19 protein-coding genes are annotated in these 24,419 nt (G+C 63.8%); 5 read left to right on the forward strand and 14 right to left on the reverse strand.

Features of this window, described 5'->3' with window-relative positions; genetic code table 11:
* Positions 1-68: 68 nt before the first annotated feature.
* The 7 genes from AAIL66_RS01660 to AAIL66_RS01690 all read right to left on the reverse strand — a co-directional run bounded on the left by AAIL66_RS01660 (position 69) and on the right by AAIL66_RS01690 (position 9,267).
* Complete coding sequence (locus tag AAIL66_RS01660) at positions 69-2,693, reverse strand: ABC transporter permease (RefSeq protein WP_343495852.1); 2,625 nt, start codon at positions 2,691-2,693, stop codon at positions 69-71.
* 20 nt (positions 2,694-2,713) lie between these two features.
* Positions 2,714-3,448 (reverse strand): ABC transporter ATP-binding protein, encoded by a 735-nt coding sequence (locus AAIL66_RS01665; protein ID WP_343495853.1) that lies wholly within the window; start codon positions 3,446-3,448, stop codon positions 2,714-2,716.
* A 38-nt stretch (positions 3,449-3,486) separates the two neighbouring features.
* Positions 3,487-4,494: a tRNA (adenosine(37)-N6)-dimethylallyltransferase MiaA gene (gene miaA, locus AAIL66_RS01670; RefSeq protein WP_045838303.1), complete on the reverse strand. Its 1,008-nt coding sequence runs from the start codon at positions 4,492-4,494 to the stop codon at positions 3,487-3,489.
* Between the two features lie 121 nt (positions 4,495-4,615).
* Complete coding sequence (locus AAIL66_RS01675) at positions 4,616-5,938, reverse strand: sulfatase-like hydrolase/transferase (protein ID WP_343495854.1); 1,323 nt, start codon at positions 5,936-5,938, stop codon at positions 4,616-4,618.
* 16 nt (positions 5,939-5,954) lie between these two features.
* Complete coding sequence (locus AAIL66_RS01680) at positions 5,955-6,953, reverse strand: tripartite tricarboxylate transporter substrate-binding protein (protein WP_034378779.1); 999 nt, start codon at positions 6,951-6,953, stop codon at positions 5,955-5,957.
* A gap of 116 nt (positions 6,954-7,069) precedes the next feature.
* Positions 7,070-8,245, reverse strand: coding sequence for a multidrug effflux MFS transporter (locus AAIL66_RS01685; protein WP_034378782.1), 1,176 nt, complete (start codon positions 8,243-8,245; stop codon positions 7,070-7,072).
* A 158-nt stretch (positions 8,246-8,403) separates the two neighbouring features.
* Positions 8,404-9,267 carry an alpha/beta fold hydrolase gene (locus AAIL66_RS01690; RefSeq protein WP_034359907.1) on the reverse strand — a complete coding sequence of 288 codons (864 nt, stop codon included), beginning with the start codon at positions 9,265-9,267 and terminating at the stop codon, positions 8,404-8,406.
* A gap of 183 nt (positions 9,268-9,450) precedes the next feature.
* On the opposite strand from AAIL66_RS01690, the gene AAIL66_RS01695 reads away from it, so the two are divergent.
* Positions 9,451-10,326, forward strand: a complete 876-nt coding sequence (locus AAIL66_RS01695; protein WP_012837335.1) for a hypothetical protein — start codon at positions 9,451-9,453, stop codon at positions 10,324-10,326.
* A gap of 16 nt (positions 10,327-10,342) precedes the next feature.
* Here the strand turns inward: AAIL66_RS01695 and AAIL66_RS01700 are convergent, their stop codons facing one another.
* The 3 genes from AAIL66_RS01700 to AAIL66_RS01710 form a co-directional block, all read right to left on the reverse strand.
* Positions 10,343-10,708 (reverse strand): DUF5329 domain-containing protein, encoded by a 366-nt coding sequence (locus AAIL66_RS01700; protein ID WP_034359909.1) that lies wholly within the window; start codon positions 10,706-10,708, stop codon positions 10,343-10,345.
* Between the two features lie 93 nt (positions 10,709-10,801).
* Positions 10,802-11,254 (reverse strand): cupin domain-containing protein, encoded by a 453-nt coding sequence (locus AAIL66_RS01705; protein ID WP_034359911.1) that lies wholly within the window; start codon positions 11,252-11,254, stop codon positions 10,802-10,804.
* A gap of 178 nt (positions 11,255-11,432) precedes the next feature.
* Positions 11,433-12,374, reverse strand: coding sequence for a tripartite tricarboxylate transporter substrate binding protein (locus AAIL66_RS01710; protein WP_343495855.1), 942 nt, complete (start codon positions 12,372-12,374; stop codon positions 11,433-11,435).
* A 443-nt stretch (positions 12,375-12,817) separates the two neighbouring features.
* Here AAIL66_RS01710 and AAIL66_RS01715 point away from each other — a divergent pair, with 443 nt between their 5' ends.
* Complete coding sequence (locus AAIL66_RS01715; RefSeq protein WP_343495856.1) at positions 12,818-15,523, forward strand: HAD-IC family P-type ATPase; 2,706 nt, start codon at positions 12,818-12,820, stop codon at positions 15,521-15,523.
* A 104-nt stretch (positions 15,524-15,627) separates the two neighbouring features.
* Here the strand turns inward: AAIL66_RS01715 and gdhA are convergent, their stop codons facing one another.
* The gene (gdhA, locus tag AAIL66_RS01720) at positions 15,628-16,974 is read right to left on the reverse strand and encodes an NADP-specific glutamate dehydrogenase (protein ID WP_003064453.1); all 1,347 of its coding nucleotides are present in this window, start codon (positions 16,972-16,974) and stop codon (positions 15,628-15,630) included.
* A 524-nt stretch (positions 16,975-17,498) separates the two neighbouring features.
* Here gdhA and AAIL66_RS01725 point away from each other — a divergent pair.
* Both AAIL66_RS01725 and AAIL66_RS01730 read left to right on the forward strand, forming a co-directional pair.
* Positions 17,499-18,995 carry an MFS transporter gene (locus AAIL66_RS01725; protein ID WP_034389409.1) on the forward strand — a complete coding sequence of 499 codons (1,497 nt, stop codon included), beginning with the start codon at positions 17,499-17,501 and terminating at the stop codon, positions 18,993-18,995.
* A complete protein-coding gene (locus AAIL66_RS01730; protein ID WP_034389410.1) occupies positions 18,992-19,696 on the forward strand; it encodes an aspartate/glutamate racemase family protein in 705 nt (234 codons plus the stop codon). Before AAIL66_RS01725 ends, AAIL66_RS01730 begins: the two co-directional genes overlap by 4 nt.
* Positions 19,697-19,795: 99 nt before the next feature.
* On the opposite strand, the gene AAIL66_RS01735 is transcribed toward AAIL66_RS01730, so the two are convergent.
* From AAIL66_RS01735 to AAIL66_RS01745, 3 genes are all read right to left on the reverse strand, one after another.
* Entirely contained in the window at positions 19,796-20,671 is an 876-nt protein-coding gene (locus tag AAIL66_RS01735) for a MurR/RpiR family transcriptional regulator (RefSeq protein WP_034378795.1), read from the reverse strand.
* 97 nt (positions 20,672-20,768) lie between these two features.
* A complete protein-coding gene (gene mutL, locus AAIL66_RS01740; RefSeq protein ID WP_343495857.1) occupies positions 20,769-22,994 on the reverse strand; it encodes a DNA mismatch repair endonuclease MutL in 2,226 nt (741 codons plus the stop codon).
* A gap of 110 nt (positions 22,995-23,104) precedes the next feature.
* Positions 23,105-23,353, reverse strand: a complete 249-nt coding sequence (locus tag AAIL66_RS01745; RefSeq protein ID WP_059439953.1) for a hypothetical protein — start codon at positions 23,351-23,353, stop codon at positions 23,105-23,107.
* A gap of 381 nt (positions 23,354-23,734) precedes the next feature.
* Between AAIL66_RS01745 and AAIL66_RS01750 the strand changes: the two genes are divergently transcribed.
* Positions 23,735-24,388 (forward strand): DedA family protein, encoded by a 654-nt coding sequence (locus tag AAIL66_RS01750; RefSeq protein ID WP_343495858.1) that lies wholly within the window; start codon positions 23,735-23,737, stop codon positions 24,386-24,388.
* Positions 24,389-24,419 lie beyond the last annotated feature (31 nt).

A 24,419-nucleotide genomic window follows, 5' to 3' on the forward strand; every position in this document is an offset into this window, starting at 1 on the left:
GAAGGTTTCATTGTGCGCTGCGCAACGGCGCAATCATGTGAAAAACGCTGACAGGGGTGCAGGTATAGCTACCAGTCCTCCTTGACGGCCAGCACCGCGTCGGCACTGGCGGCCCGGCGTCCGGCCAGCCACGCGGTGATGACGCCTGCCAGCACCACGGCAGCGCCCAGCGCCAACAGGCGCAGCAGGGGCAGGCGCAGCTCCATGGTCCAGTGAAAGCTCTGCGGGTTGACCACATGCACGAGGATCACGGCCACGCCCAGGCCCAGCAGCGTGCCCGCGATGGTGCCCAGCATGGTCCAGGCCAGACCCTCGGCGGCAACCACGCTCAGCACATTGCGCCGTGTCAGGCCCAGATGGGCCAGCAGCCCGAATTCCTTGCGTCTGGCCAGTACCTGGGCGCTGAAGCTGGCCGCAATGCCGAACAGGCCTATGCCTATGGCCACGGCCTGCAGCCAGTAGGTGACGGCAAAGCTGCGATCGAAAATGCGCAGGGAGCGCTCGCGCAGCGCCTGGCTGCTGACAAACTCCAGCGCTGGGGGCGGCTGCCCCGGCGTGCCGAGGGCCTGCTCTATCGCTGCTTGCAGATCGGTGGCAGACAACTGGCTTTGGGACTCCGGCCAGACGGCGATCTCGCTGATCTGCGCAGCATTGCCTGCATGACCCACCAGTGCCAGGTAGTCCTTCCAGTCCAGGGCCACGGCACCGAACTGACGCACATAGTCGCGCCACACGGATGCTATGTAAAAAGAAGCTCCCGGCGTTTGGTGGTCATGGGTTTGAAGGCTGAAAGCCTTGGAAAGCAGCGGCCACGCATCACCGGGCTTCAGGCCATAGAGCTGGGCCACGGCTTCGCTGATGTGCACGGCAATGCCTGGGCGTGTCTCATGGATTGGGCCTTCCACCCAGGGAAGCAGCATGGCCTGCTGCCCTTGAAGAGGTCGAATCAGCAGACTGATGGCCGGGCGCTCGGGGCTCAGCACCAACTGGCTGCTGCGCATGGCCTGGGCACGCGCTATGCCGGGCAACTGCTCCAGGCGCTGCGCCGCATCGGCCGGCAGCAGAGCTGCATCGACACGGCTGGAGCCGCCGGCGGCGCGCACATACATGGGGGCGGGCAACACGGCATCCAGCCACTCCATCATGCTGCCGCGAAAGCTGGTGACCATCACCGTCAAGGCTACGGCCAGGCTCAGGCTTGCCACCACACCGCCCACGGCCACGGTAGTGGCGTGGCGCATGCGCCGCGCGCGCTCCAGCGCCAGCATGGCCAGCGGCTGGCGCGAGAAGGCCTTGGGTACCAGTCCCAGCACCGAACCCAGCAGCCAGGGCAGGGCTGACATGCCGCCCAGCAACAGCAGGCCCACGGCCATATAGGCCGCCAGCGGGATACCTGCCACCGGTGGCATAAAGGCCAGCACCAGGCTGGCTGAAAGCAGCGTCACTGCGGGCCACAGGCGCGGGGCTCTCTCATGCGTGCTGCCCAGTCCCTTGAGCGTGGTCGCTGGCGGCAAATCCATGGCGGCGCGTGCGGGCCACCAGGCTCCGGCCAGCGTGGCGGCAAGGCCCAGCAGACCGAAGACCAGCGCTGCCACAGGGCTCCAGTGCAGGGCTGGCTGCACGCCGGCAAAGAAGCCGCCGCCCAGATCGCCGCCCAGCACCTGCAGCGCCACCCAGGCCAGTGCCGTACCCAGCGCAATACCGGCCAGGCTGCCTATAAGCCCCAGCGCCAGCGCTTCCAGCAGCACCAGTGCCATGCGCTGGCGCGGCGTGGCTCCGAGCACGGCCAGCAGCGCAAACTGCGGCGCGCGCTGTGCCACGCTGAGTGCCAGTACCGAGAACACCAGAAACGCTCCCGTGAACAAGGCCACCAGCGCCAGCACCGTGAGGTTGACGCGGTAGGCGCGCGACATCTCGCCCACGCGCTGCTGATCGTCGCTGGGCTGCTGGATCAATACCTGGTCTTGCCAGGCCGGCAGGGCGTGCAGGGCGGTGGTCACCTGGCTGCGGCTGGCGCTGTCGTTCAGCAAAAGGTCCAGCCTGTCGATACGGTCAAACAGGCCGAGCTTCTGCTGCAGTGCGCCAATGTCCATGACTGCGACCGGTGCGCCGCTGGCGGCGACCGTGCCCGCAATGCGAAGTTGCTGGGCCTGGCCGTTGAGCAGCCATTGCATGGGGGCGTTGGCGGCTTGTTCAGGATTCAGACGCAGAGCCTGCAAGGCGGCGGCATTGAGAAATACGGCATCGGGAGCAAACAGATCGAGCCGGTTGCCGCCTTCAAACAGGCGCGGCATCAGGGCCGGGGCGACAGGTGCCAGTTTGAGGGCATCGCTGCCGAGCACGCGCAAGCTCACGCCTTGCGCCGCTCCTTGTGTGCCGCGCGTCTGCGGATCTGCGCTGCTGCCCGGCAGCAACACCGTGGTTTCGACCCAGGGAACGGCGGTGGCGATGCCCCGGGTCTGCGCCACCTGCGGATAGAGTGCCAGCGGCAGACCGCCCTGCATGGCGTGCAGTTGCAGATCTGGCTGGCCGTTGACGCTGCGTACCGCCCTGGAAAATTCGTCCAGTGCCGACTGGTTGATCACATGGACGGCAAAGCCCAGTGCCGCGCCAAGCATGATGGCAATCAGCGCCGTGGCCGTGCGCCAGGGATGCTGGCGCAGCTCCTGCCAGGAGAAGCTGCTCAGCAGCATAAGAAGCGGGGGGCGTGCAGTCACAGGCCTAGCGATGTTTGCTGCGACACCGAGAGCTCGGCCTGCATGCCGCCTGCCGTCAGCCGCAGCACGCGGTCGGCGCGTCTGGCCGCTTCTGCGGAATGGGTGACGAGCACCAGCGCCGTGCCGTTGTCGCGGGTTTGCTGCAGCAGCAAATCCATGGTCTGCTGGGCTGTGGATGGGTCCAGATTGCCCGTGGGCTCATCGGCCAGCAGCAGAGGCGGCGAATGCACCAGGGCACGTGCTATGGCTACGCGCTGCAGTTGGCCGCCGCTGAGCTGCTGGGGCAGGCGCTGGCCCAGACCTGTGAGTCCCACGGCTTGCAGCACCTGCTGCACGCGCTGCTGACCCTGCACGTCCATGCGCCCGAGCAGCATCAGCGGCAGGGCAACGTTCTGCGCCACATCGAGATGGGGCAGGACATGAAAGGCCTGGAACACAAAGCCCAGATGCGCGCGCCGCCAGATGGCACGCCGGGCTTCATCGAGCGTGGAAAGATCCGTGCCGTTGTGCAGAACCCGGCCTTGCTGCCAACTGTCCAGCCCGGCCAGGCAGTTGAGAAAGGTGGACTTGCCCACGCCGGAGTTGCCGACGATGGCGACAAACTCGCCGGCGGCGATCTCGCAGCTCACCTGCGCGAAGACCGTGGTCTGGGCCTCGCCCTCGCCATAGCGTTTGGCAAGGTCGCTGACCTGCAGCAGCGGATGGGCGTAGGGTGAGTCGGTGGCAGCCATGCAGCGATCTTAACGATGGGCGGCTGCGGTCGTGGTGCTTAGCTGGCGTCTTGCTGTGCCGCGTCAATGGCAGCCATGGCGGCATCCAGCAATTGCTGCTGGGCGCCGGGTGCATCGCAGGCAATGGCATGGCGCTGGGGCATGGAGCGTAGCCAGGTGATCTGGCGCTTGGCCAACTGGCGTGTGGCGGCGATGCCGCGCTCGCGCAGGCCCGCCATGTCCAGCGGCTTGCCGGGATCGGCCTCCAGCGCGTCCAGCACTTCCCAGGCTTGGCGATAGCCCACGCAGCGCATCGAGGGCAGGTCCAGATGGAGATCGCCGCGTGCGCGCAGGCTGCGCACTTCGTCGAGGAAGCCTTGCTCCAGCATGAGATCAAAGCGCAGCGCAATGCGCTGATGCAGCCAGGCTCGCTCTGCAGGCTCCAGCGAAAAAAGCGTTGCAAGTCCCATCTGTTCGGCAGGGCCCGTCTTTTTCCTGGTCGTGTGAAAGCTTGAAAGCGGTTTGCCCGAGACATGCCAGACCTCGAGTGCGCGCTGGATGCGCTGGCTGTCGCCGGGGGCCAGGCGTGCTGCGGTGACGGGGTCCACCTGGGCTAGTCTGGCATGCATGGCTGGCCAGCCCAGCTCGGCGGCCTGCGCGTCCAGCATGGCGCGCACTTCGGGGTTGGCTGCGGGCATATCGTCCAGCCCGTCCATCAGCGCCTTGAAATACAGCATGGTGCCGCCCACCAGCAGAGGTATGGCCTGGCGGGCGCGGATTTCGGTAACCAGCTTTTGCGTGTCGCGCACGAACTCGGCCGCGCTATAAGCCTGCAGTGGATCGATGATGTCGATGAGGTGATGCGGCACGGCAGTCAGCTCGTCCCTTGTAGGCTTGGCTGTGCCGATGTCCATGCCCTGGTAGACCAGGGCCGAATCCACGCTGATGATCTCGGCCTTCTGCCCGCGCTGTGCCAGCCGCTCGGCCAATGCCAGCGCTGCCGCAGTCTTGCCCGAGGCAGTGGGGCCGGCAATGGCGATACAGGGCAGGGCGTGGGCAGCAGTCATGGGGCGAAATCCGTACAGGTCAAAGCACAAGAACCAATGACCGCCGGTCATTGGTTCTTGCTGGTTGTGAAGGATAACGCAGCCTGCCGCCTGGCGGCAGCGGCGGGGCTTAGTGCCCTGCCTAGCCCCGGCTCAGCCGTGCCGGCACATAGCGATCGGCCTGAATATCGGGCGAGAGGCCGTGGCTGTAGATTTCGGCCGTGATGGGCAGCAATTGCTCGTTCCATTCCTCCCATTGCCTGCGCAGGCCGGCAAAGATTGCTGGCTGATGCTCCTTGAGATTGGCGCGCTCGCGGGCGTCCTCCTCCACATTGAACAAGAACTCGTTGTCGTTGATCTTGAGGTATTTCCAGGGCCCCTGGCGCACGGCACGCTGGGTCTGTGATTTGTAGCGCCAGAACAGGCTGCGCTCGGTATTGGCTGCATGGCCCTCCAGGATGGGCAGGATGTTCTGGCCGTCGCTGGGGAAGTCGGGGTGTGGCCTGGCACCTGCAGCGGCCAGCAGCGTGGGCAACCAGTCGAAGCTGGCTGTGACCTGCTCCTGGACCTGGGGCTGGATGCGGGCGCTCCAGCGCAGCAATGTGGGCACGCGGATTCCGCCTTCCAGCAGCTCGGTTTTCTGGCCCGTGAAAGGCCAGGTCTTGGAAAAGCGTTCGCCGCCGTTGTCGCTGGTGAAGATGACGATGGTGTTATCGGCCTGGCCGGTGTCATCGAGCGCCTGCAGCACCTGGCCCACAGCCTTGTCCAGCGCCTCGACGATTTCGCCATATTTCTTGAGACTGCCGCCGTCGTAGTGGAACAGGTCCTTGATGTTGTGCGCGACATGCTCGTCGTCAGGCCCTTCCCAAGGCCAGTGCGGTGCCGTGAAGTGCAGCGACAGGAAAAAGGGCTTGTCCTGGTCCTTGCGCTCATGGACATAGCGTGTGGCCTCATCACCCAGGATATAGGTGTAGTAGCCCGTGCGCTCCACGGGCTCGTTGCCTTGCCAGAGGTCGGGGCTGAACTGCTCGCCCACGCCGGGCTTGTGCGTGAAGTAGTCAATGGCACCGCTGTGATTGCCGAAGAAATAGTCGTAGCCGCTGCGCTGCGGGCCGTAGGCGGGCGGCTTGCCCAGATGCCATTTGCCTATCAGTGCCGTGTCGTAGCCCGCTTGCTTGAGCAGCGATGGCAGCGTGGGGTGATCGGCCGGCAGGCCTAGTTGCGCGCCATGGCGTGCCAGCGGCTCTTCGAGCCCGGCCTGGAGCCGGTACTGATAGCGCCCGGTGATCAGCGCAATGCGTGTGGCGGAGCAGACGGCCGAGTTGGCATAGGCCTGATTGAAGCGCACGCCCTGGGCGGCGAGGCGGTCCAGATGCGGGGTCTTGAAATCGGTGGCGCCATAGACGCCCAGGTCGGCCCAGCCCAGATCGTCGGCCAGGATGAAAACGATATTCGGTGCGGTCATGAGTAGGTCGTTCTGCTTATTCGATGGCAAAGCCGGAGTTGGTGATCACGGGACGCCATTTGGCGACTTCGGCCACGCGCAACTGCTCCAGCGCCTGCGGCGTGCGCGGGTCCGGCTGCAGGGACAGCTCCGCCCATTTGGGCTGCAGCTTGGGATCCTGCAGCGCGTGGTTGACGGCGCGGTTGACGGCGGCAATGGCTTCGGGCGAAGTGCCTTTGCGTGCCCACAGGCTGTACCAGCCGCTGCCTGTGGCCTTGGGGTAGCCGGCTTCGGCAAAGGTCGGTACATCGGGCAGCTCGCGACCGCGCTGGCTGCCGAAGGTGCCCAGAATGCGCACCTTGCCTTCCTTGTGCAGCGGAGCGAGCTCGCTGGTGGTCTGGATGGCGGAGGCCAACTGGCCGCTGATCAGATCCGTCATCATGGCCGGACCGCCCTTGTAGGGCACATGCACGATGTTGACGCCGGCCGCTTCGCCCAGCAGCAGACCGAAGAAATGCGGCAGGCTGCCCACGGCAGGGCTGCCGAAGTTGGCTTTTTCGGGGTTGGCCTTGAGCCAGGCCACATATTCCTGAATATTGCGCGCCGGATGCCTGGCGGGGACGGCCAGGCCGAACTGGAAATGCGCGAGCAGACCCACCGGAGAGAAGTCGCGTGCAGGGTCGTAGCCGGGCTTTTTGTAGACGATCTGCGAGAGCACCGGGGTGATCAGCGGTGCGATCAGATAGGTGCTGCCGTCGCTGGGGGCGTTGAGCAGAGTCTGTGCGGCAATCTGGCCGTTGGCGCCGGGCTTGTTGTCCACCACCACGTAGTGGCTCCTGCCCAGCTGTGCGGCGATGTTTTCGGCCAGCACGCGTGCCAGCAGATCGATGCCGCCACCTGCGCCAAAGCCCACCAGAATGCGGCTGGACTGAGGAACGGCGGATATCTCGGCGGCCTTGGCCAGAGAGCTGAGGGAGAAACCAGCGGAGCTGGCGGCAAGCAGCGATTGCTGCAGAAAGGAGCGGCGGGAATGCATGGCTGGAGATCACAAAAGTGCGGCGCGTTGGCCAGTCCAGGCATTCTCAAAAAATCTCTATAAAAAGAAAAATAATAAAAACTGGTTTTTAAATAACACAAACATCTTATTTCAAATCATGATTTGCTGATGCCAAAACGCTGTACCAGCGTCCATGCCGTGATGGCAGTGCAAGCCGACCAGAACCAGATGCCGAAAGCCAGCGGCATGGTGGAATCCGCATCCAGATTCAGTCCCAGCCAGTGCCCCATGGCAAAAGCCATCAGCATCATCACCAGGCCGTTGATCGCCGAGGCCGTGCCCGCTGCCTGGGGGAAGGGTGCGATGGCATTGCTTTGTCCGCAGGGCATGTGAATGCCGTGGGCGATCTGGTAGAGACAGAAGGGAAGGGCATAGGCCCAGATGCTGCGCAGATCGCCCAGGGCCGCCAGGCCCATGATGGAGCCTGCCGTCAGCGACAGCACCCCCGCCACGGCCACGGTGCGCTGCACGCTCATGCTGCGCAGCAGACGGCGGCAGGCGAAGGTGCCGGCGATATAGCACAGCGCGTTGCCGCCCAGCATCAGCCCGTATTGCGTGCGCTCCATATGCAGCACGTTGATGTAGGTGAACGAAGAGGCCGCCAGATTGGTGAACAGGCCTGCATAGCTGAAGCAGGTCAGCAGGTTGTAGGCCTGGAACATGGGGTTGCGCACAATGCGCAACCAGGTGCGCAGCAGATTGCCCGCTTGCAGCGCCTGCGGGTTGCGCTGGGGAATCGACTCCCTGAAGCGCAGCACCACCAGCAGCCAGGCCAGGCAGCCCATGAAGGCCTGGGCCAGCATGGTGGAGCGCCAGCCCAGCCAGCCCACGAGCAAGCTGCCACTGATGGGGGCCAGAAAGGCCAGCACGCCCAGGCCTGTCAGCGCCTTGGACATGACTTGCGCGCCCATATGCGGTGCGTAGAGATCGCGAACCACGGCACGCGCGCACATCACACCGGCGCCCAGGGCTGCGCCTTGCAGGCTGCGCCAGGCAATCAAGGCCTCCATGCTCTGGGCGCTGGCGCAGCCCAGAGCGGCGATCACATAGCCGCTGATGCCCAGCAGCAAGACCGGGCGGCGGCCCAGCCGGTCCGACAGCGGGCCCCAGAAAATCTGCGAGCAGCCAAAGGCCAGCAAAAAGCCGGTCAGTGTCAGCTGGGCCTGCGAGACATGGGCGCCAAAGCCTTGCTGCAGCTGAGGCAGGGCGGGCAGATAGAGATCGGTTGCCAGCGGTTGCAGACCCAGCAGCAGCCCCAGTGTGAGAATCACGAGGGCTGCAGATTCAGGAGCACTCTTCGCTTGCTCATCAATGGATTGAGCGGGATTTTGCTTTGAGTTCAGGGCAGGCGGCGCAGACATAGCCAGACAGACTATCAGAACCTGTCCATTGATCCGTATGCTGACGAGACAGTATGTGGCGATGTCGCTCAGCGCGGATTCAGGCCGAACAGCTCATGCAGTGCCTGGCGGTATTGCGCCAGTGCCTTGGACTGGGTGTTGTGATGGCTGGCGCCCTCGACCAGGATCAGGCGCTTGGGCTCGCGCGCAGCATCGAACAGCTGCTGGCCCAGCCGGGCCGGAATCAGCGGGTCGGCCGTGCCGTGCACGACCAGCAGCGGCGAGCCGATGTCCGCCACGGTGTCGACCGAGTTGAAACGCTGCGTGATCAACCAGTTCACGGGCAGCCAGCCCCAGCGCATGGAGTCGAACACATCGGGAATGCTGGTGAAGGTGGACTCGACCAGCACCCCGCTTTCATCCTTGACGGAGCTGGCCAGATCGATGGCAACGGCGCCGCCCAGCGAGTGGCCGAAGATATAGCGCGGCCTGCCTGCGGCCTGTCGGCCCAGCCAGTCCCAGGCGGCACGGGCATCCTCGGCGGCCGAGGCCTGCGAGGGCAGGGCCGGGCTGCTCTTGCCAAAGCCGCGGTAGTCCACAGCCAGCACCGAAAAGCCCATGGCCTGCAGGCGCCGTATGCGTGGCGAGGAGCCCGTCACATTCCAGCGCGCTCCATGCAGAAACAGCAGCAGGGGAGCGCGTGCATCGCTGGATGGCATCCAGAGGGCATGCAGCCTGGCGGCGCTGCCGTCGCGGCTGCGAAAATCTATCCATCGCTCCTGCATGCCGGTCGTATTGGCTCCGGGCCAGCTGCGGTCGCTGGGCTGAAAAATCCAGACCCGCTGCCTGGCATCGAGTTCGCGCATGCCCCAGCTCGCGAGCACCAGCAGCAAGGCCAGACCGAGTGCAGCCGCGATGCGGCGAGGGCTCCAGAAGCGTGAGGTCTTGGGCATGGAAGAAGAGCGACGGAAGATGGCGGCTGTCAAGTGCTGTGCAAGTATGGCTGTCTGACCTGCCCCCAGTCATCTGGAGTGCATGAATTGGCGATATTCTTGCGGGTGTTTCAAGCCGCAAATGCATAGCTGGTTACGCAGAGTTTGCGAGCGTTTGAAGCCTGTTTGAAGGATTAGTTCACTATGTCGATCTGCCTGGGTCTTGCCGCCAACAAACTCCACCACCAAACCGAGGACGCCGCGCTGTTTGCCCTGCTGCGCGCCTGCGAGGCCGGAATTCGCGAGCTCAAGCTGGGCTTTCATACCGTGGGCCGCACCTATGACGCCATCACGGCGGCCAGCATGCTTCAGGGCTACAAAGGCCTGGTGCGCTACCCCTATGGCCGCGAGGGCGGGCTCATGAGGCTGGTGGCCGAGGTGGTGGGCATGGAGGGTGACGAGCGCACTCTCGACGGCGCTATCTACCTGATGGACCCGGTGGATCCGTCGTCCATCTTCCCCGAAGCCCTGGCCCTGAAGCGCCAGTGCGTGATCCACGGCAAGCCTTTTCTTTCCACGGTCGCTTCCACGCGCGACTGGATAGAGATGGAGCGCATTCACGCTGGCCTGGCGCGCGACCGCAATGCCGACCGCTTTCACGACTATGAGAACCAGACGCTGGCGCTGATTGCCCACGATGCCATGAAGCCCACCATGCTGGACTTTGCAGCACACAACTTCGAGTTGCTCAGCCGCTACCGCCGCCGCGTGGGCACGGGCACCACGGGTCAGAAACTCAACGAAATGGCCTGGAGCAAGGGCTGGCCTGCCGACAAGCCCTGGGTGGACCGCTATAACAGCGGTCCGCTGGGCGGTGATGCGCAGATTGCCGATCTGGTTCTGGAAAAGCGCTGCCACCGCGCCATCTTCTTCGAAGACCCGCATGTGGCACGTCAGCACGAAGCCGATATCCAGCTGCTGGAGCGCGCCGTGACCACGGTCACGCACGATGCCGTCTGCAGCACCTCGCCCCAGGTGGCGCAGCGCTGGTGCGATGCGGCAGTCAAGCGCGCAGGCTGATGCGGGTTGCTGAGCGCTACTGGCGGTTGCGGTAGCGCTTGAGCTCGGCCTGCAGCCAGCTGGCGCTGGCTTCGGCCTCTTTGCCGCTGCAGCGCACCTGGTAGGGCTTGTGGCTGATGCTGCTCTCCGTGCCTGCGCGGGCAATGAAGTCCTCGGCTGTTGCCACCCAGCCCTTTTTGAGCAGATAGTCGTATTTGCCGCGCAGATGCTCGGCTGCCTTGGCGCTGTCATGCCAGCTGCCATTGCGCTGGAACTCGCAGCCCGAGGTTTTGAGGTGGCCGATCAGGTACTCGATCTCCTGAGTCGCGGCCGGCGTGGGCGATGCGGCAAGACTCAAGCTGCAGGCTGCACCCAGCAGCAGGGCGGTAATGGTGTGCTTCATGTGGGTTGATCCTACAGAAGAAGAGTCGAGCAAAAACAAAGGCCGCAGCGATGGACTGCGGCCTTGTGTTGGTCGGTCGAAGCTGTGCGGTGCTCAAGGGGCCGGCGTGGCCAGAGGCTTGCCCTTCTCCACGACATACACGCCAATCAGCTTGACCGTGCCATTGCTGGCATTGTGTGCGTCATGAATCACACCAGCGGGAACGACAAAGGTTTCGCCGGCCTTGAGCGTGCGCGGCGACTGGCCGTCGATCAGCAGATCGACCTCACCCTCGCTGATATAGCTGATCTCGTCGCCGGGGTGGGTATGGCGGCCCGCGCGTGAGCCTGGGGCGACTTCCACCTTGGCCACCACGGCTTCGCGGCCCGGTACCGAAACATCGGCCTTGCCGACCATGGTCCGGGACAGGCCTCCGGTCTGAGCCGCACCCGGCTGGGGCATACCCGCCTGGGGTGCAGCAGCCTGGGCCAGGGCGCTCTGGCTGAACAGCATGAAGGCGCTGCTGCAAAGCAGGGTCGAAAAGCTGGCGCGGTGAGTCAAGGACATGAAATTACCCTCCAAGGTTTTTGACGGAGACAAGTGGTGAAACCTGTCACTTTTACCGGGAAGGAGCGCGGGCATGCCATGGGGGCTGCCCTAGTCGCAGGGTTGCCGAAAACAAACCCGGGCACGGTGATGCAAGACCCTGCGGGCAGGAGAGCATAGGGTGCTGCAGGCCGCCGCTTTAGTTGTCGCCCGTGATCCTTGCGAACTTCACCAGCTCGGCGTATTTATCCATGTCGGTGCGCATCACCTGGGCAAGGCTTTCATTGCCCTTGGCTGGCGGGGTTCCAGCTGCTTCCAGCTTCTGACGGATGGCCGGATCGGCGAGACCTGTCTGTATCGCTTTTTGCAGCTTGGCCAGCACTTCCGGAGGCAGACCCTTGGGGGCAGCCAAAGCAAACCAGCCGCTCAAGGCATAGCCCTTGAGCGCGGGGTGTTCTGCCAGCGCCGGCACCTCCTTGAGCGTGGCGATGCGGGTGGCGGTGGTGGCGCCCAGAATCCTGATCTTTCCAGACTGCGCTAGCGGTGCTGCAGCGGTTGGCGAGAGGATGGCGAAGTCCAGGTTGCCGCCACCCAGATCGCTGGTCATGGCGGGAGAGCCCCTATAGGGGATGTGCACGAGGTAGACACCCGCGGTCTTCTTGATCAGCTCTCCCGAAAAATGCGGTGTCGAGCCAATGCCGGGGCTGCCGTAGCTGTATTTGCCGGGGTTGGCTTTGGCCAGTCTGACGAAGTCATCCACGGTTTTGACAGGAACATGCGCACCGGCCACCCACAGATTGGGGGCCTGGGCGGTCAGGCTCACCGGGGTCAGATCTACAGCCGGATCGTACTTCTGCGCGGCATTCACAAACTTGGTGCCCGCCATTTCGTTGCTGGAGCCTGCCAGCAAGGTGTAGCCGTCGGGCTTGGCCGATACCACGCGCTGCGCTCCCACCACGCCTGCGGCGCCCGGCACGTTCTCGACCACGACGGTGGCGTTCAACTGCCTGGCCAGTATGTCCCCGACCACGCGGCCGACCATGTCGACAGAGCCGCCCGGAGCATAGCCAATCACGATGCGGATGGGCTTGCTGGGATAGGCATCCTGTGCCTGCACCGCGCCTGCGAACAGGCTGGTCATGGCACAGGCGATGCAAAGTCGGCGGGAAAGAGTGGCGCGGTCTGGATTCATAAGTTCCACAATTATTTGTGGCGAAGGTTGATTCAGTAATTGGTGTTGAATTGCTCAACAAAATTTAATTGATTGTCATGAGATTTCATCTGGGGAGGAATCCATGAAAACCAGTGGTTCATATGATTTTTAGCCGGTGCCTCGCGCCGGTAGAGCTGGCTGAACCAACTGCAGGGCGCATTGCCGAGCTTGAAAGTCCGATTTCGCTGCAGTGTTGGCTGGCGGGGGCAATCAGCCCGTTGCAGTCAATCAATGATCGATATTCCTGCTTATAGTCAGTGGCAAGGCCTGCCCTGCGCATACCATGCAACGGCGCGTTCTCCGCGGCAGCCAGCCAACCGGGCACAGATCCGGCTCACAAGCGTTTCAGTTGAATCGTCAGGGAGTCTCAGATGCAGGAACAGAACCGCGTTGCCGCCTGGCACGCGTTGGCTACCGATACCGTACTCACTCAATTGCAATCGACTGCCGCCGGGCTGAGCTCTGGAGAGGCCCGCGAGCGCTTGCAGCAGCAAGGACCCAATGCCCTGCCTGCTGCCGCTTCGCGCAGCATGCTGGCGCGCTTTCTGTCGCAGTTCAACAATCTGCTGATCTATGTGCTGCTGGGCTCGGCCGTGGTCACCGCCTTGCTGCAGCATTGGGTCGATACGGGGGTCATCCTCGCGGTGGTGCTGATCAATGCGGTCTTCGGATTCGTGCAGGAAGGCCGTGCCGAGAAGGCACTGGACGCCGTGAAGGCCATGGTTTCCAGTCGCGCCAATGTGCTGCGCGACGGCTTGCGCATGGCGGTGCCTGCAGAAGAACTTGTCGCCGGCGACTGCGTGCTGCTCGAGGCTGGCGATCGCGTCCCGGCCGATTTGCGCCTGCTGCGCGCCAGCAGCCTGAAGCTGGACGAGGCCATGCTGACCGGGGAATCGGTGGCCGTCGACAAGTCGGCCGATCCGGTGGTTGTCGATGCCGCTCTCGGCGACCGCTTTTCCATGGCCTACTCCGGCACCCTGGTTGCCGCGGGGCAAGGCCTGGGTGTGGTGGTAGCCACAGGCCCGCGTACCGAGCTGGGCCAGATCAGCACCATGCTGGGTTCGGTGCAGACACTGGCCACCCCGCTGACGCGGCTGATGGACCGTTTCGCGCGCCAGCTCACCGTCACCATACTGAGCCTGTCCGCGTTGATGTTCTGCTTTGCGCTGTGGGTGCGTGACTACGACACAGCCGACGCCTTTATCGCTGTGGTTGGCATTGCCGTATCGGCCATCCCCGAAGGCCTGCCCGTGGTCATGACGATTGCGCTGGCCATTGGCGTGCAGCGTATGGCCGCACGCTATGCCATCGTGCGCAGTCTGCCGGCGGTTGAAACACTGGGCGCCGTCTCGGTCATCTGCTCCGACAAGACCGGTACATTGACACGCAACGAAATGAGCGTGCGCGCCGTGGTGCTGCCCGGTTCCCGCTTCGACATAGAAGGCGAGGGCTATGCGCCACAGGGGCATTTCACCCTGGCGGGCGAGGAGATCGAGCCTGCGCTGCATCCACAGCTGCTGCACTTCGCCACGGGCGCGGCACTTTGCAACGACGCCCATGTAAGGCATGCCGAAGGTACGGCCTGGACAGTCGAAGGCGATCCCATGGAAGGCGCGCTGGTGACGCTGGCCACGCGCGCCGGTCTGGATGTGGAGCGCCTGCGTCAGGACTGGCGCCGACTCGACGAAGTTCCCTTTGATGCCGTCCACCGCTACATGGCCACTCTGCACCGCCCAGTTGATGCTCCAGCCGTGGTTTTCGTCAAAGGGGCTCCGGAGCAGGTTCTTGCCATGTGCCGCGACCAGCAGGGCGCTGAAGGCCTGCAGGCGCTGGATGCAGCCTATTGGCTGGAGCAGGTCGATGCCCTGGCCGCCAAAGGCTATCGTGTGCTGGGTCTGGCCAGCTTCGCGCCCGAGGATGCCAAGGACAGGGTGGACATGGCCGATGTCAAGGACCTGACCCTGCTTGGCGTGCTGGGCATGATAGATCCGCCGCGAGAATCGGCAAAGGAGGCCGTGCGCGAATGCCGCAGTGCCGGAATTGCCGTGAAGATGATCACCGGCGACCATGCTGCCACCGCTGCCGCCATCGCCAGGGAACTGGCGCTGGCCGACACCATCCGAGTCACTTCAGGCCATGAGCTGGACGGGCTCAACGATGCCCAGCTGATCGACGTGGCCAGAGCCTCCACGGTATTCGCCCGTACCAGTCCGGAACACAAGCTGCGCCTGGTGCAGGCCCTGCAGGCAGATCGCAGCGTCATCGCCATGACTGGTGACGGCGTCAACGACGCACCGGCACTCAAGCGTGCCGACATCGGTGTGGCCATGGGCATCACCGGCACGGCTGCCGCCAAGGAGGCCGCAGGCATGGTGCTGGCCGACGACAACTTCGCCACCATCGTCGCCGCCGTCAAGGAAGGGCGCACCGTCTACGAAAACCTGCGCAAGGTCATTGCCTGGACCTTGCCGACCAACGGCGGTCAGGCGATTGTCATCGTTGCGGCGATTTTGCTGGGCCTGTCCCTGCCCGTCACTCCGGTGCAGATTCTCTGGGTCAATCTGGTCACCGCCGTGGCCCTGGGCCTGACGCTGGCCTTCGAGCCGCCCGAGCCCACGCTGATGCAGCGCAAGCCGCGCTCGCCGGACGAGCAGTTGCTGCAGCCCTATCTGCTGTGGCGCGTCGCCCTGGTCTCGGTGCTGTTCGCGCTGGGCTGCTTCGGCATGTTCGAGTGGTCGCTGCGCCGCGGCGACTCGGTCGAACTGGCTCGCACCATCGTGGTCAATGCGCTGGTGATCATGGAGATCTTCTATCTGTTCAGCGTGCGCTACACGCAGGGAACCTCGCTGAGCCTGCGCGGCGTCCTGGGCACCCCGGCGGTGCTGCTGGGCGTGGCCGGCGTCACCCTGGTGCAACTGCTGTTCACCTACACCCCGCCCATGCAGGCACTGTTCGACAGCCGTCCTGTCGACCTGGCGGCCGGACTGCTGGCGATAGGGCTGGGTGTTGCCCTGCTGCTGTTGCTGGAGGTCGAGAAGCTCTTGGTGCGCTGGATGAGACTGGGCGTGCGGGCCTAGAGCGCTGTGCACGCAAGGCATTCAAGCCATCGTTTCACTGCCTGGCCGAGGGCATGAAAAAAGGCCCCGAAGGGCCTTTCTTGCGAGTGACGAGCACCTGACGCTCAGATCACGCCTTGTGCCAGCATGGCGTCGGCCACCTTCACAAAGCCGGCGATGTTGGCGCCGTCGATGTAGCTGATGGTGCCATCTTCGCGCTTGCCGTGCTTCACGCAAGCAGCGTGGATGCTTTGCATGATTTGCAGCAGACGGGCGTCCACTTCTTCTGCGGGCCAGGACAGGCGGGCCGAGTTTTGCGACATTTCCAGACCCGAAGTGGCCACGCCACCGGCGTTGGATGCCTTGCCGGGTGCGTACAGCACGCCGGCAGCTTCGAAGGCGCGGGCGGCTTCGTTGGTGGAGGGCATGTTGGCGCCTTCAGCCACGCACAGCACGCCGTTGGCGATCAGGGTCTTGGCATCGGCTTCGTTCAGTTCATTCTGAGTGGCGCAAGGCAGGGCCACGTCCACCTTGATGGACCAGGGGCTCTTGCCGGCCAGGAATTCCACGCCGGAAACCAGCTTGGCGTAGTCGCTGACGCGGCCGTACTTGTGGTTCTTCACGTCCATCAGGATGGCCAGCTTTTCGGTGGTGAAACCTGCAGCGTCGTACACGGTGCCCGAGGAGTCGGACACGGTCACGACCTTGGCGCCCAGCTCCATGGCCTTTTCCACGGCGTACTGAGCCACGTTGCCCGAACCGGACACGGACACGGTCTTGCCTTCAAAGGACTGGCCGCGAGTGGCCAGCATTTCACGGGCGAAGTAGACGGTGCCGTAGCCGGTGGCTTCGGGGCGGATCAGCGAGCCGCCGAAGGACAGGCCCTTGCCCGTGAACACGGAAGCTGCAGTGTTCGACAGCTTCTTGTACATGCCGGCCATGTAGCCCACTTCACGGCCGCCCACGCCGATGTCGCCTGCCGGCACATCGGTGTCGGGACCCACGTGGCGGAACAGCTCGGACACGAAAGCCTGGCAGAAGCGCATGACTTCGGCAGGGCTCTTGCCCTTGGGGTCGAAGTCGGAGCCGCCCTTGCCGCCGCCCATGGGCAGAGTCGTCAGAGCGTTCTTGAAGGTCTGCTCGAAAGCCAGGAACTTCAGCACGGACTGGTTGACCGAGGGGTGGAAGCGCAGACCGCCCTTGAAGGGGCCGATGGCCATGCTGTGCTGGATGCGGAAGCCGCGGTTCACCTGCACCTGGCCCTTGTCGTCAGTCCAGCTCACGCGGAACTGGATGATGCGCTCGGGCTCGACCAGGCGCTCCAGCAGGGCGTGCTCGGCGTACTTGGGATTCTTCTCGATGAAGGGCCACAGGCTTTCCATCACTTCGGTGACGGCTTGCAGGAATTCGGGCTGACCGGGGTTGCGTTGTGCCACTTCTTCCAGGAATTGGCCTACGGACTCGTACTTCATAGAGAACTTTCTGACAGGGACAGAGGAATGCGCTGAAACTCGCGAAACCAAAATTATGCCAAAAAGTTATGCCGTCATGCATGGATTCGGTGCATGGGAGCGCAATTCTGGTGCGCCAATGCCCAAATTTGGAACATTGCTGCCGTATATATTCTTAGTTTTCAGGCACTTGGATGGTGCAGTTGAAGTAAAGGATTTTTCATCCCGGTGTCGTAAAAACATTTTTGCTGCCTGTCGCACAAGTGTTTTCGTTTCGTGACGGCCGGCTTCATGCGCTCGCCCTGTCTTATCTGTGCTAGCACCAGAGTGGTGCATGTGATTTCAGGCACGAAATCTGCAATCGTGAAAACTGATTTTCATGAACCAGGCCGCACGCCTGAGCTGGGAGACTGCGCAGCTGGCCTCAGGGCCTGGGTAAATCTGGATTTGAAATTTAAATTTCATATTTTTTAATAAGGAAAAATTTATTTCAATCGGCTTGCCGGCCCTGCGCCAGGCCAGCCCTCAACCAAGAGGAGGTGGATATGGCAGCTGAGATCCCCGTGACGCCCTCGGCGTCAGGCAAGGCCAGTGCGGCGCAGATGCAGCAACTGGAAAATGCGCTCAACCAGATCGGTGTGACGCGCTCGCACAAAAGCATCATCTTTCTGGTGGTCTGCGGCGTGCTCTTCGATGTGTTCGAACAGAACGCGGTCGGCCTGGTCGGCCCCCTGCTGCGCCAGCAATGGGGGCTGGACGCGACGGACATTGCCTTTCTCAACACCATCACCTTTTTTGCCGCCGCCATGGGGCGTTTGCTGTCGGGCTACCTGGCCGATCGCATGGGGCGGCGCTTCATGCTCAATGTGAACCTGGCGCTGTTCACGCTGGGTGCCGTCGGCTGCGCACTGGCACCCGACTACGCTTTCCTGGCCGTGGCGCGTGCCATCGTGGGCTTTGGTCTGGGCGGAGAAATCACCACGGCCGTGACCATGCTGGCGGAGTTCTGCTCGGCCCGCTTTCGCGGCACGGCAGTCGGTCTCATCAATGTAGGCGGCGGCGGTCTGGGCAATATGCTGGCGCCGGCATTTGCCCTGGGCGTGTTCACGCTGTTCCCGGGCGATGATTCCTGGCGCTGGCTGTTCGGCTGCCTGGTCATGCCGGCCATCTTCATCGTGTTCTACCGCCGCTTCGTGCCGGAGACGCCGCGCTTTCTGCTCTCCAAGGGACGGGTCGAGGAAGCCAATCAGGTGCTGAGCATGCTGGCGGCCGGCAAGCTGGCCAATGCGCAGTACGAACTGCGCGAGTTCATCACCCCAGGCAGCGCACAAGAGCAGACGGCTGCCGCTCAGACCGTGCAGCGCAGCTCCTTCACCGACATCTTCAGGGGCGGCTATGCGCGGCGCACGATTGCCGTGGGCCTGGCTTCGTGGATGACGTTTGGCGCGCAGCTCTCGGTGCTCACGCTGATGCCGACGATTCTGGTCGCCCAGGGCTATTCCATCACCAAGAGCTTCAGCTTCACCATCGTCATGCAGATGGGCAGCCTGCTTGGGGCAATCGCGGCATCGACCATGGGCTACTACTTTCCGCGCAAGCGGGTGCTGACGGTAGGGGCGATTGCCGCCTGCCTTGCGGGCCTGGCATTCGGCAACTTCACCGACAGCGTGGCCATGATCCTGGTCTGCGGTGCGCTGTTCCAGTTCTGCGTGCTGACGCTCAACACCTCCATCTGGATTTTTGCGCCCGAACTCTACCCCACGCGCATTCGTGCGCTGGGAACCTCCTTCCTGCTGGCGCTGGGCACGATTGGCGGCGCCATGTCCCAGGTGCTGGCGGGCAAGATGTTCGACCTGCACGGCGTCTCCGGAATGTTCGGCATGATCGCGGCCATGTATTTCATCTTTGCGATTGCCGTGCAGTTTGCCCCCGAGACCTTTGGCCGCTCCATCGAGGAAGGCGCGGGCGGTGAATCCCATTCACAGGAGGAGTCTGCAGCGGCTGCAGGCGTACCTGCAAGCGCTCGGGAGCGCACGGCATGAAGGCTGGCATGCATATTCTGCTGATCAATCCCAATACCTCGCAGCAGACCACGGCGCTGATGCTCAGACAGGCGCGGGCCTGTCTGCCGCCCGGCGTGCTGCTGCACGGTGCGACGGCTGAGCGGGGAGCGGCCATGATTACCGACGAGGCGGGACTGAAGATCGCCGAGCAGGAGGTGCTGCGGCTGGGCCTGGGCTTTGCCCAGGGCGATGACAACCAGGCTGGGCGGGCCATCATTGTGGCCGCGTTTGGCAATCCGGGGCTGGAGTTGTTGAGAGCGGCCTTGCCGGCCGGAGTTGCCGCCTTCGGCATTGGCGAGGCAGCGATGCTGCAGGCCGCTAGAGATGAGCAGGGGCGCCCGCGCCGCTTTGGCATTGCGACCACCACGCCGGGGCTGGAGGCTTCGATTGCCGCCTCGGTCGCGGCGCTGGGCCTGGCGCCCTGGTTCTGCGGCACGCGCATTGCCCAGGGCGAGCCGTTGGTGCTGGCTGCAGATCCGGCCTTGCAGTGCGAGCGCCTGGGCGATGCCGTGGCCCAATGCGTGCAAAGCGATGGCGCACAGGCCGTGGTGATCGGCGGCGGCCCGTTGTCCGAAGCCGCGTTGTGGCTGGCGCCGCGCTTTCAGGTGCCGGTGCTGTCGCCCGTGGTGGCCGCGATGCAGGCGGCGCTGGCCGGCATGTCGCTCGCCATCGCTAGCTGATCGCTATTGATTCAAGAGCTTCTACCGCCAATCATTCATGGATTTCAGATGGAAAAATATCTGAAATCTATGAATAGCAGGTGCAGCAAGCTTTTGATTTCATAGCATCTCGTCCAGCGCATCGTGGCTGGTCTCGATGGCCGCCATATGTCTGCGCCCCGGCTGCCCGCTTTGCTGCAAGGTGGCCGTGGCAATCAGGTGGCAGAGCATGAAAAGCGCCGTGTGATTGTCCAGCGGTCCCGGGGCCGAGGTCTGCACGCGCAGCAGCCAGTCCGCCTCGGGGGCCGGGCTGGCATGGTCGGTGATGCAGATCAGGCGGGCGCCCAGCAGCCTGGCCTGGCGCGCGAACTCGCTGACCACGCGCACACTGCGGCGCAGGGCAAAGATCACCACGACATCGTTTTCGCCTATCTGAGCCGCATATTCGCCCAGGGTCTCGCCGGCGCCGGGGATGACCTGGCTGGGCATCTCCAGTGCCTGCAGCAGCTGCCAGCGCAGATAGGCGGCAAAGTTGCGGTTCTGGCGATAGCCGACAAAGAACAGCTGGCGCGCGCCGATCAGGGCCAGGGCGATGTCCTCCAGTTGCTGTGCCGAGATCTGTCCTATGGTGACAGCCAGATTCTCAGAGGCCTGGCGCAGATGGGTGGCAATCACATCCGCAGTGGGCTTGCCCTGGGCCGATGCGGCAGCCAGAAACAGCGGCGAGCCGTTGTCGCCCTGGGCGCGAGCATGGCGGCGCGCATCCTCGTAGCCTTCGTAGCCCAGCCGCTGTATGAAGCGAGTGACCGTGGCATTCGATACCCCCGTGAGCTTGGCCATCTCGGCCGCCGCATAGCTCGACAGATTGCCGGGAAAGTCCAGCAGGAATTCCGCCAGCCGCCGCTCCGAGGGCGGCAGCTGCGGCAGGGCCGCACGCACGCGGGCGATGAAGGAGTGGGCTTCGGCGGGTTCCGGGGTGGAGGAGCTGGGGTTCATGACGGCGGATGGCAGGCGGGGGACAGATCTTCCGGCCCGCTGTTTTGGTCGATACCGGCAATGTAGCGGTTATTTGGCGGCCATTGCCGAGCTGCCATCAGCGCCCGCGCAGAAACAGCGCATCCAGCTCCTTCATGCTCAGTTGACGCCAGGTGGGGCGGCCGTGATTGCACTGGTCGGAGCGCTCGGTCACCTCCATCTGGCGCAGCAGCGCATTCATCTCGTCCAGCGTGAGCTTGCGGTTGGCGCGCACCGCGCCGTGGCAGGCCATGGTGGCCAGAATCTCGTTGCGCGCGCGCTGCACCACGGTGCTGGCGTCATGCTGGGCCAGTTCGGCCAGCACGCTGCGCGCCAGCTCCACGGCATCGCCCTGGGCCAGCGTGGCCGGCACGGCGCGCACGGCCAGGGTCTTGGGCGAGAAGGGCGAGACCTCCATGCCCAGGGTCAGCAGGGTTTCGGCATGGGCCTCGGCCGTGGCGACTTCCTCGGGCGTGGCGGCAAAGGTGGCGGGAATCAGCAGCGGCTGGCTGGGAATCTGCTGGTCGCCATTTTCCGTATTCACGGCATTCTTGAGCTGCTCGTAGACGATGCGCTCATGGGCGGCATGCATGTCCACGATGACCATGCCCTGGCTGTTCTCGGCCAGGATATAGACGCCATGCAGCTGGGCCACGGCCCGGCCCAGCGGCCAGACGGGGGTGTTCTCTGCCGCAGCCGTTACGGGTGGTTGAGCTGCTGGCGCTGCGGCATGTTCGGCAGTGTGCGTGGCAGCAGCAGGTTCGACCGGGGCTGCAGCTGCAGCATTGGCAACGATCTCCGTAGCGGCTGGTGTTTCCTGCATCTGGGGTGCAGGCGCTTTTCGCTGAAAGTAGCTGGACTGGCCCGAAGGGCGCAGCCTGATGCCTTCGTCCTCGGGCTGAGGCACGGGGCTTGGCATGGCCGTGGTGTTGGTGATCGTGGTCGCGCCGGTGGGCGATTCAGGCGTCGCGGGCGTGGCGTTCGCTGGGGCTTGTGCCGCAGTCGTCATCTGAGGCGCGGGTGCGGCTTCCGCAGTGGCTTCACGCATGGGCTCCCAGAGCTTGGCCAGATCGCGCACGGGATTGCCGATGGCGGGCTCGCCAAAGCTCATGCGGGTTTGCGGCCAGGCCGGGGCTGCGGCGGGCTTGGTCGGGACAGGCGTGGCAGTGCTGTCGTCGATCAGTCCGGGCTGGCGGGCGGCTTCCTGGGCAGCCGCCTCGACCACGGCCGCGGCGCGCGGCGTGGCCAGCGCGTTCTCGATCGCGTGGCGCACCGCCTGGTGGACTTCGCGGCTGTCTCGAAAGCGCACCTCGATCTTGGTGGGATGCACGTTCACATCCACGCGCGCGGGGTCGATCTCTATATAGAGCGCGTAGACCGGCTGCTTGTTGCCATGCAGCACGTCCTCATATGCAGAGCGGGCCGCATGCGTCAATACCTTGTCGCGCACAAAGCGGCCGTTGACATAGCAGAACTGCTGGTCGGGACGCGAGCGCGCCGCGTCCGGGATGCCGGCGCGGCCCGTGACGTGGACGGGGCCGGCCCAGTGATCGACGGCGACCGAGTTGTCGACAAACTTATCGTTCAGCACATCGGCCAGGCGGCGCGACAAGGCTTCGTCGGGCGTGCTGCCGGCAGCGCGCCATTGCTCGACCAGCTTGCCTTCATGCCAGATGGCAAAGCCCACATCGGGGCGTGCCAGCGCATGGCGACGCACGGACTCTATGCAATGCGCGAGTTCGGTGGCATCGGTCTTGAGGAATTTGCGGCGCGCGGGCGTGGAGAAGAACAGCTCCTTGACCTCTACGGTCGTGCCCTGGTTGCGTGCGGCGGGGCGCAGCTCGCCGCTGCGTGCATCCAGCAGATAGGCCGAGTCCTGACCTGCAGGGCGCGAGAAGATGGAGGTTTCCGATACCGAGGCGATGGCGGCCAGTGCCTCGCCGCGAAAGCCCATGGTGGCCACGGTTTCCAGATCGTGCAGATCGCTGATCTTGCTGGTGGCATGGCGGCGCAGGGCCACGGGCAGCTCGTCGCGCGGGATGCCGCAGCCGTCGTCTTCCACCGCGATCAGGCGCACACCGCCGGCCAGCAGGCGCACGGTGATCTGGGCTGCGCCCGAGTCCAGAGCGTTGTCCACCAGTTCGCGCACCACGGAGGCGGGGCGCTCGACCACCTCGCCGGCAGCGATCTGGCTGATCAGCTCGTCGGGCAGGTCGCGAATCGGCCGGCGCACGGGGGCAGCCTGGTCGGCGGTTTCGGTAGGGGAGGGGGAGAGTTCGAGGCTGGTTGCGTTCACGGCAACCATTCTAGGCGGCTGTACAAACCGGCCGGGAAGTGAGTTTTTTGAAGGGCGAAAACACAAAGAGCCGCCGGAATATTTCTGGCAGCTCTTTGTTCAGTCCGTGGGCGCAGGGCTTAGTGGCGGTGGCGGTGGCCGCCCTTGGTCAGTTCGTTACCGATCAGAGCACCGGCGGCAGCACCGCCGATGGTGCCCACGGGGCCGCCAAACAGCACGTTGCCCACTGCACCGCCGGCCACGGCACCTGCGCCGATACCGACTTGCTGACGGCTGGGGCCATGGGCGCAGCCGCCCAGTGCCAGGGCGCCGGTCAGTGCGGCTGCCAGAGTCAGGGCCTTGCCATAGCGCATTGTGAATGTCTTCATGTTCGTATTCCTCTCGTCGTGCTAGTTATGGAAAGCGGTCTGGTCTCTGTGCCCACTCCTGCACATGCGGGAGGCTGGAGATGCCGGACTTTGTTGGCCAGGGGGCCGATGTCGTGATTTGCAATGCACGGCTTGCGGCGACACATCTCTACTGTGCCAGCAGAAATGGCAAGCTGACGTATTGTTGACGTTTAGTTTTATCAAAACTTGTAACAAACCAGCATTAAAAGGCCGGCCTTGTTGCAGTCTGCAAGCAGCTGTGAGTTTGCTCTCAAAAACATGGCACTACAGCAAAGGGTGGAGCGTCTGCGGGCTTTGGGGGCGCAGTACATTACTGGCCGGCATACGCCGGTATGCCAATCCATTTTTGAGGACCGTGTTTTGGAAATCATTCAGTTTCTGATCGACTTCATCCTGCATATCGACAAGCATCTGGAAGCCTTTGTCGTGGCCTATGGGCCCTGGGTGTATGCCCTGTTGTTCATCATCGTGTTTGTCGAAACCGGTGTGGTGGTCATGCCTTTCCTGCCCGGTGACTCGCTGATGTTCATCGTCGGCGCGCTGTGCGGTGCCGGCTACATGAGCTACCCGTTGGCGGTGGTGGTGCTGCTGGCAGCAGCCATCCTGGGTGACCAAAGCAATTACACGATAGGCCGCTACCTGGGCCCCAAGGTGTTTCAGTGGGAGGACTCGCGATGGTTCAACCGCAAGGCTTTTGACCAGGCCCACAACTTCTATGAGCGCTATGGCGGCGTGACCATCATTCTTGCGCGCTTCATGCCTTTCATTCGCACCTTTGCACCTTTCGTGGCCGGTGTGGCTCATATGAGCCGCGCCAAGTTCAGCCTGTTCAATGTTGTGGGGGCCGTGCTCTGGGTGGTGGGCATCAGCGCCGCAGGCTACTTCTTCGGCAATATGGAGTGGGTGAAGAACAATCTTGAAAAAATCATCTGGGGTCTGATCCTGGTGCCCGGTCTGATCGCCATCTTCGGTGCCTGGCGCGCCGGCAAGACCGAAAAAGCCAGGACCGCCTGATCTGCACTCTTGACAGTGCTTTGCCCCGACC

The organism is Comamonas sp. F1-6 (assembly GCF_039581415.1).
GTDB classification, from domain to species: Bacteria; Pseudomonadota; Gammaproteobacteria; order Burkholderiales; family Burkholderiaceae_C; genus Comamonas; species Comamonas thiooxydans.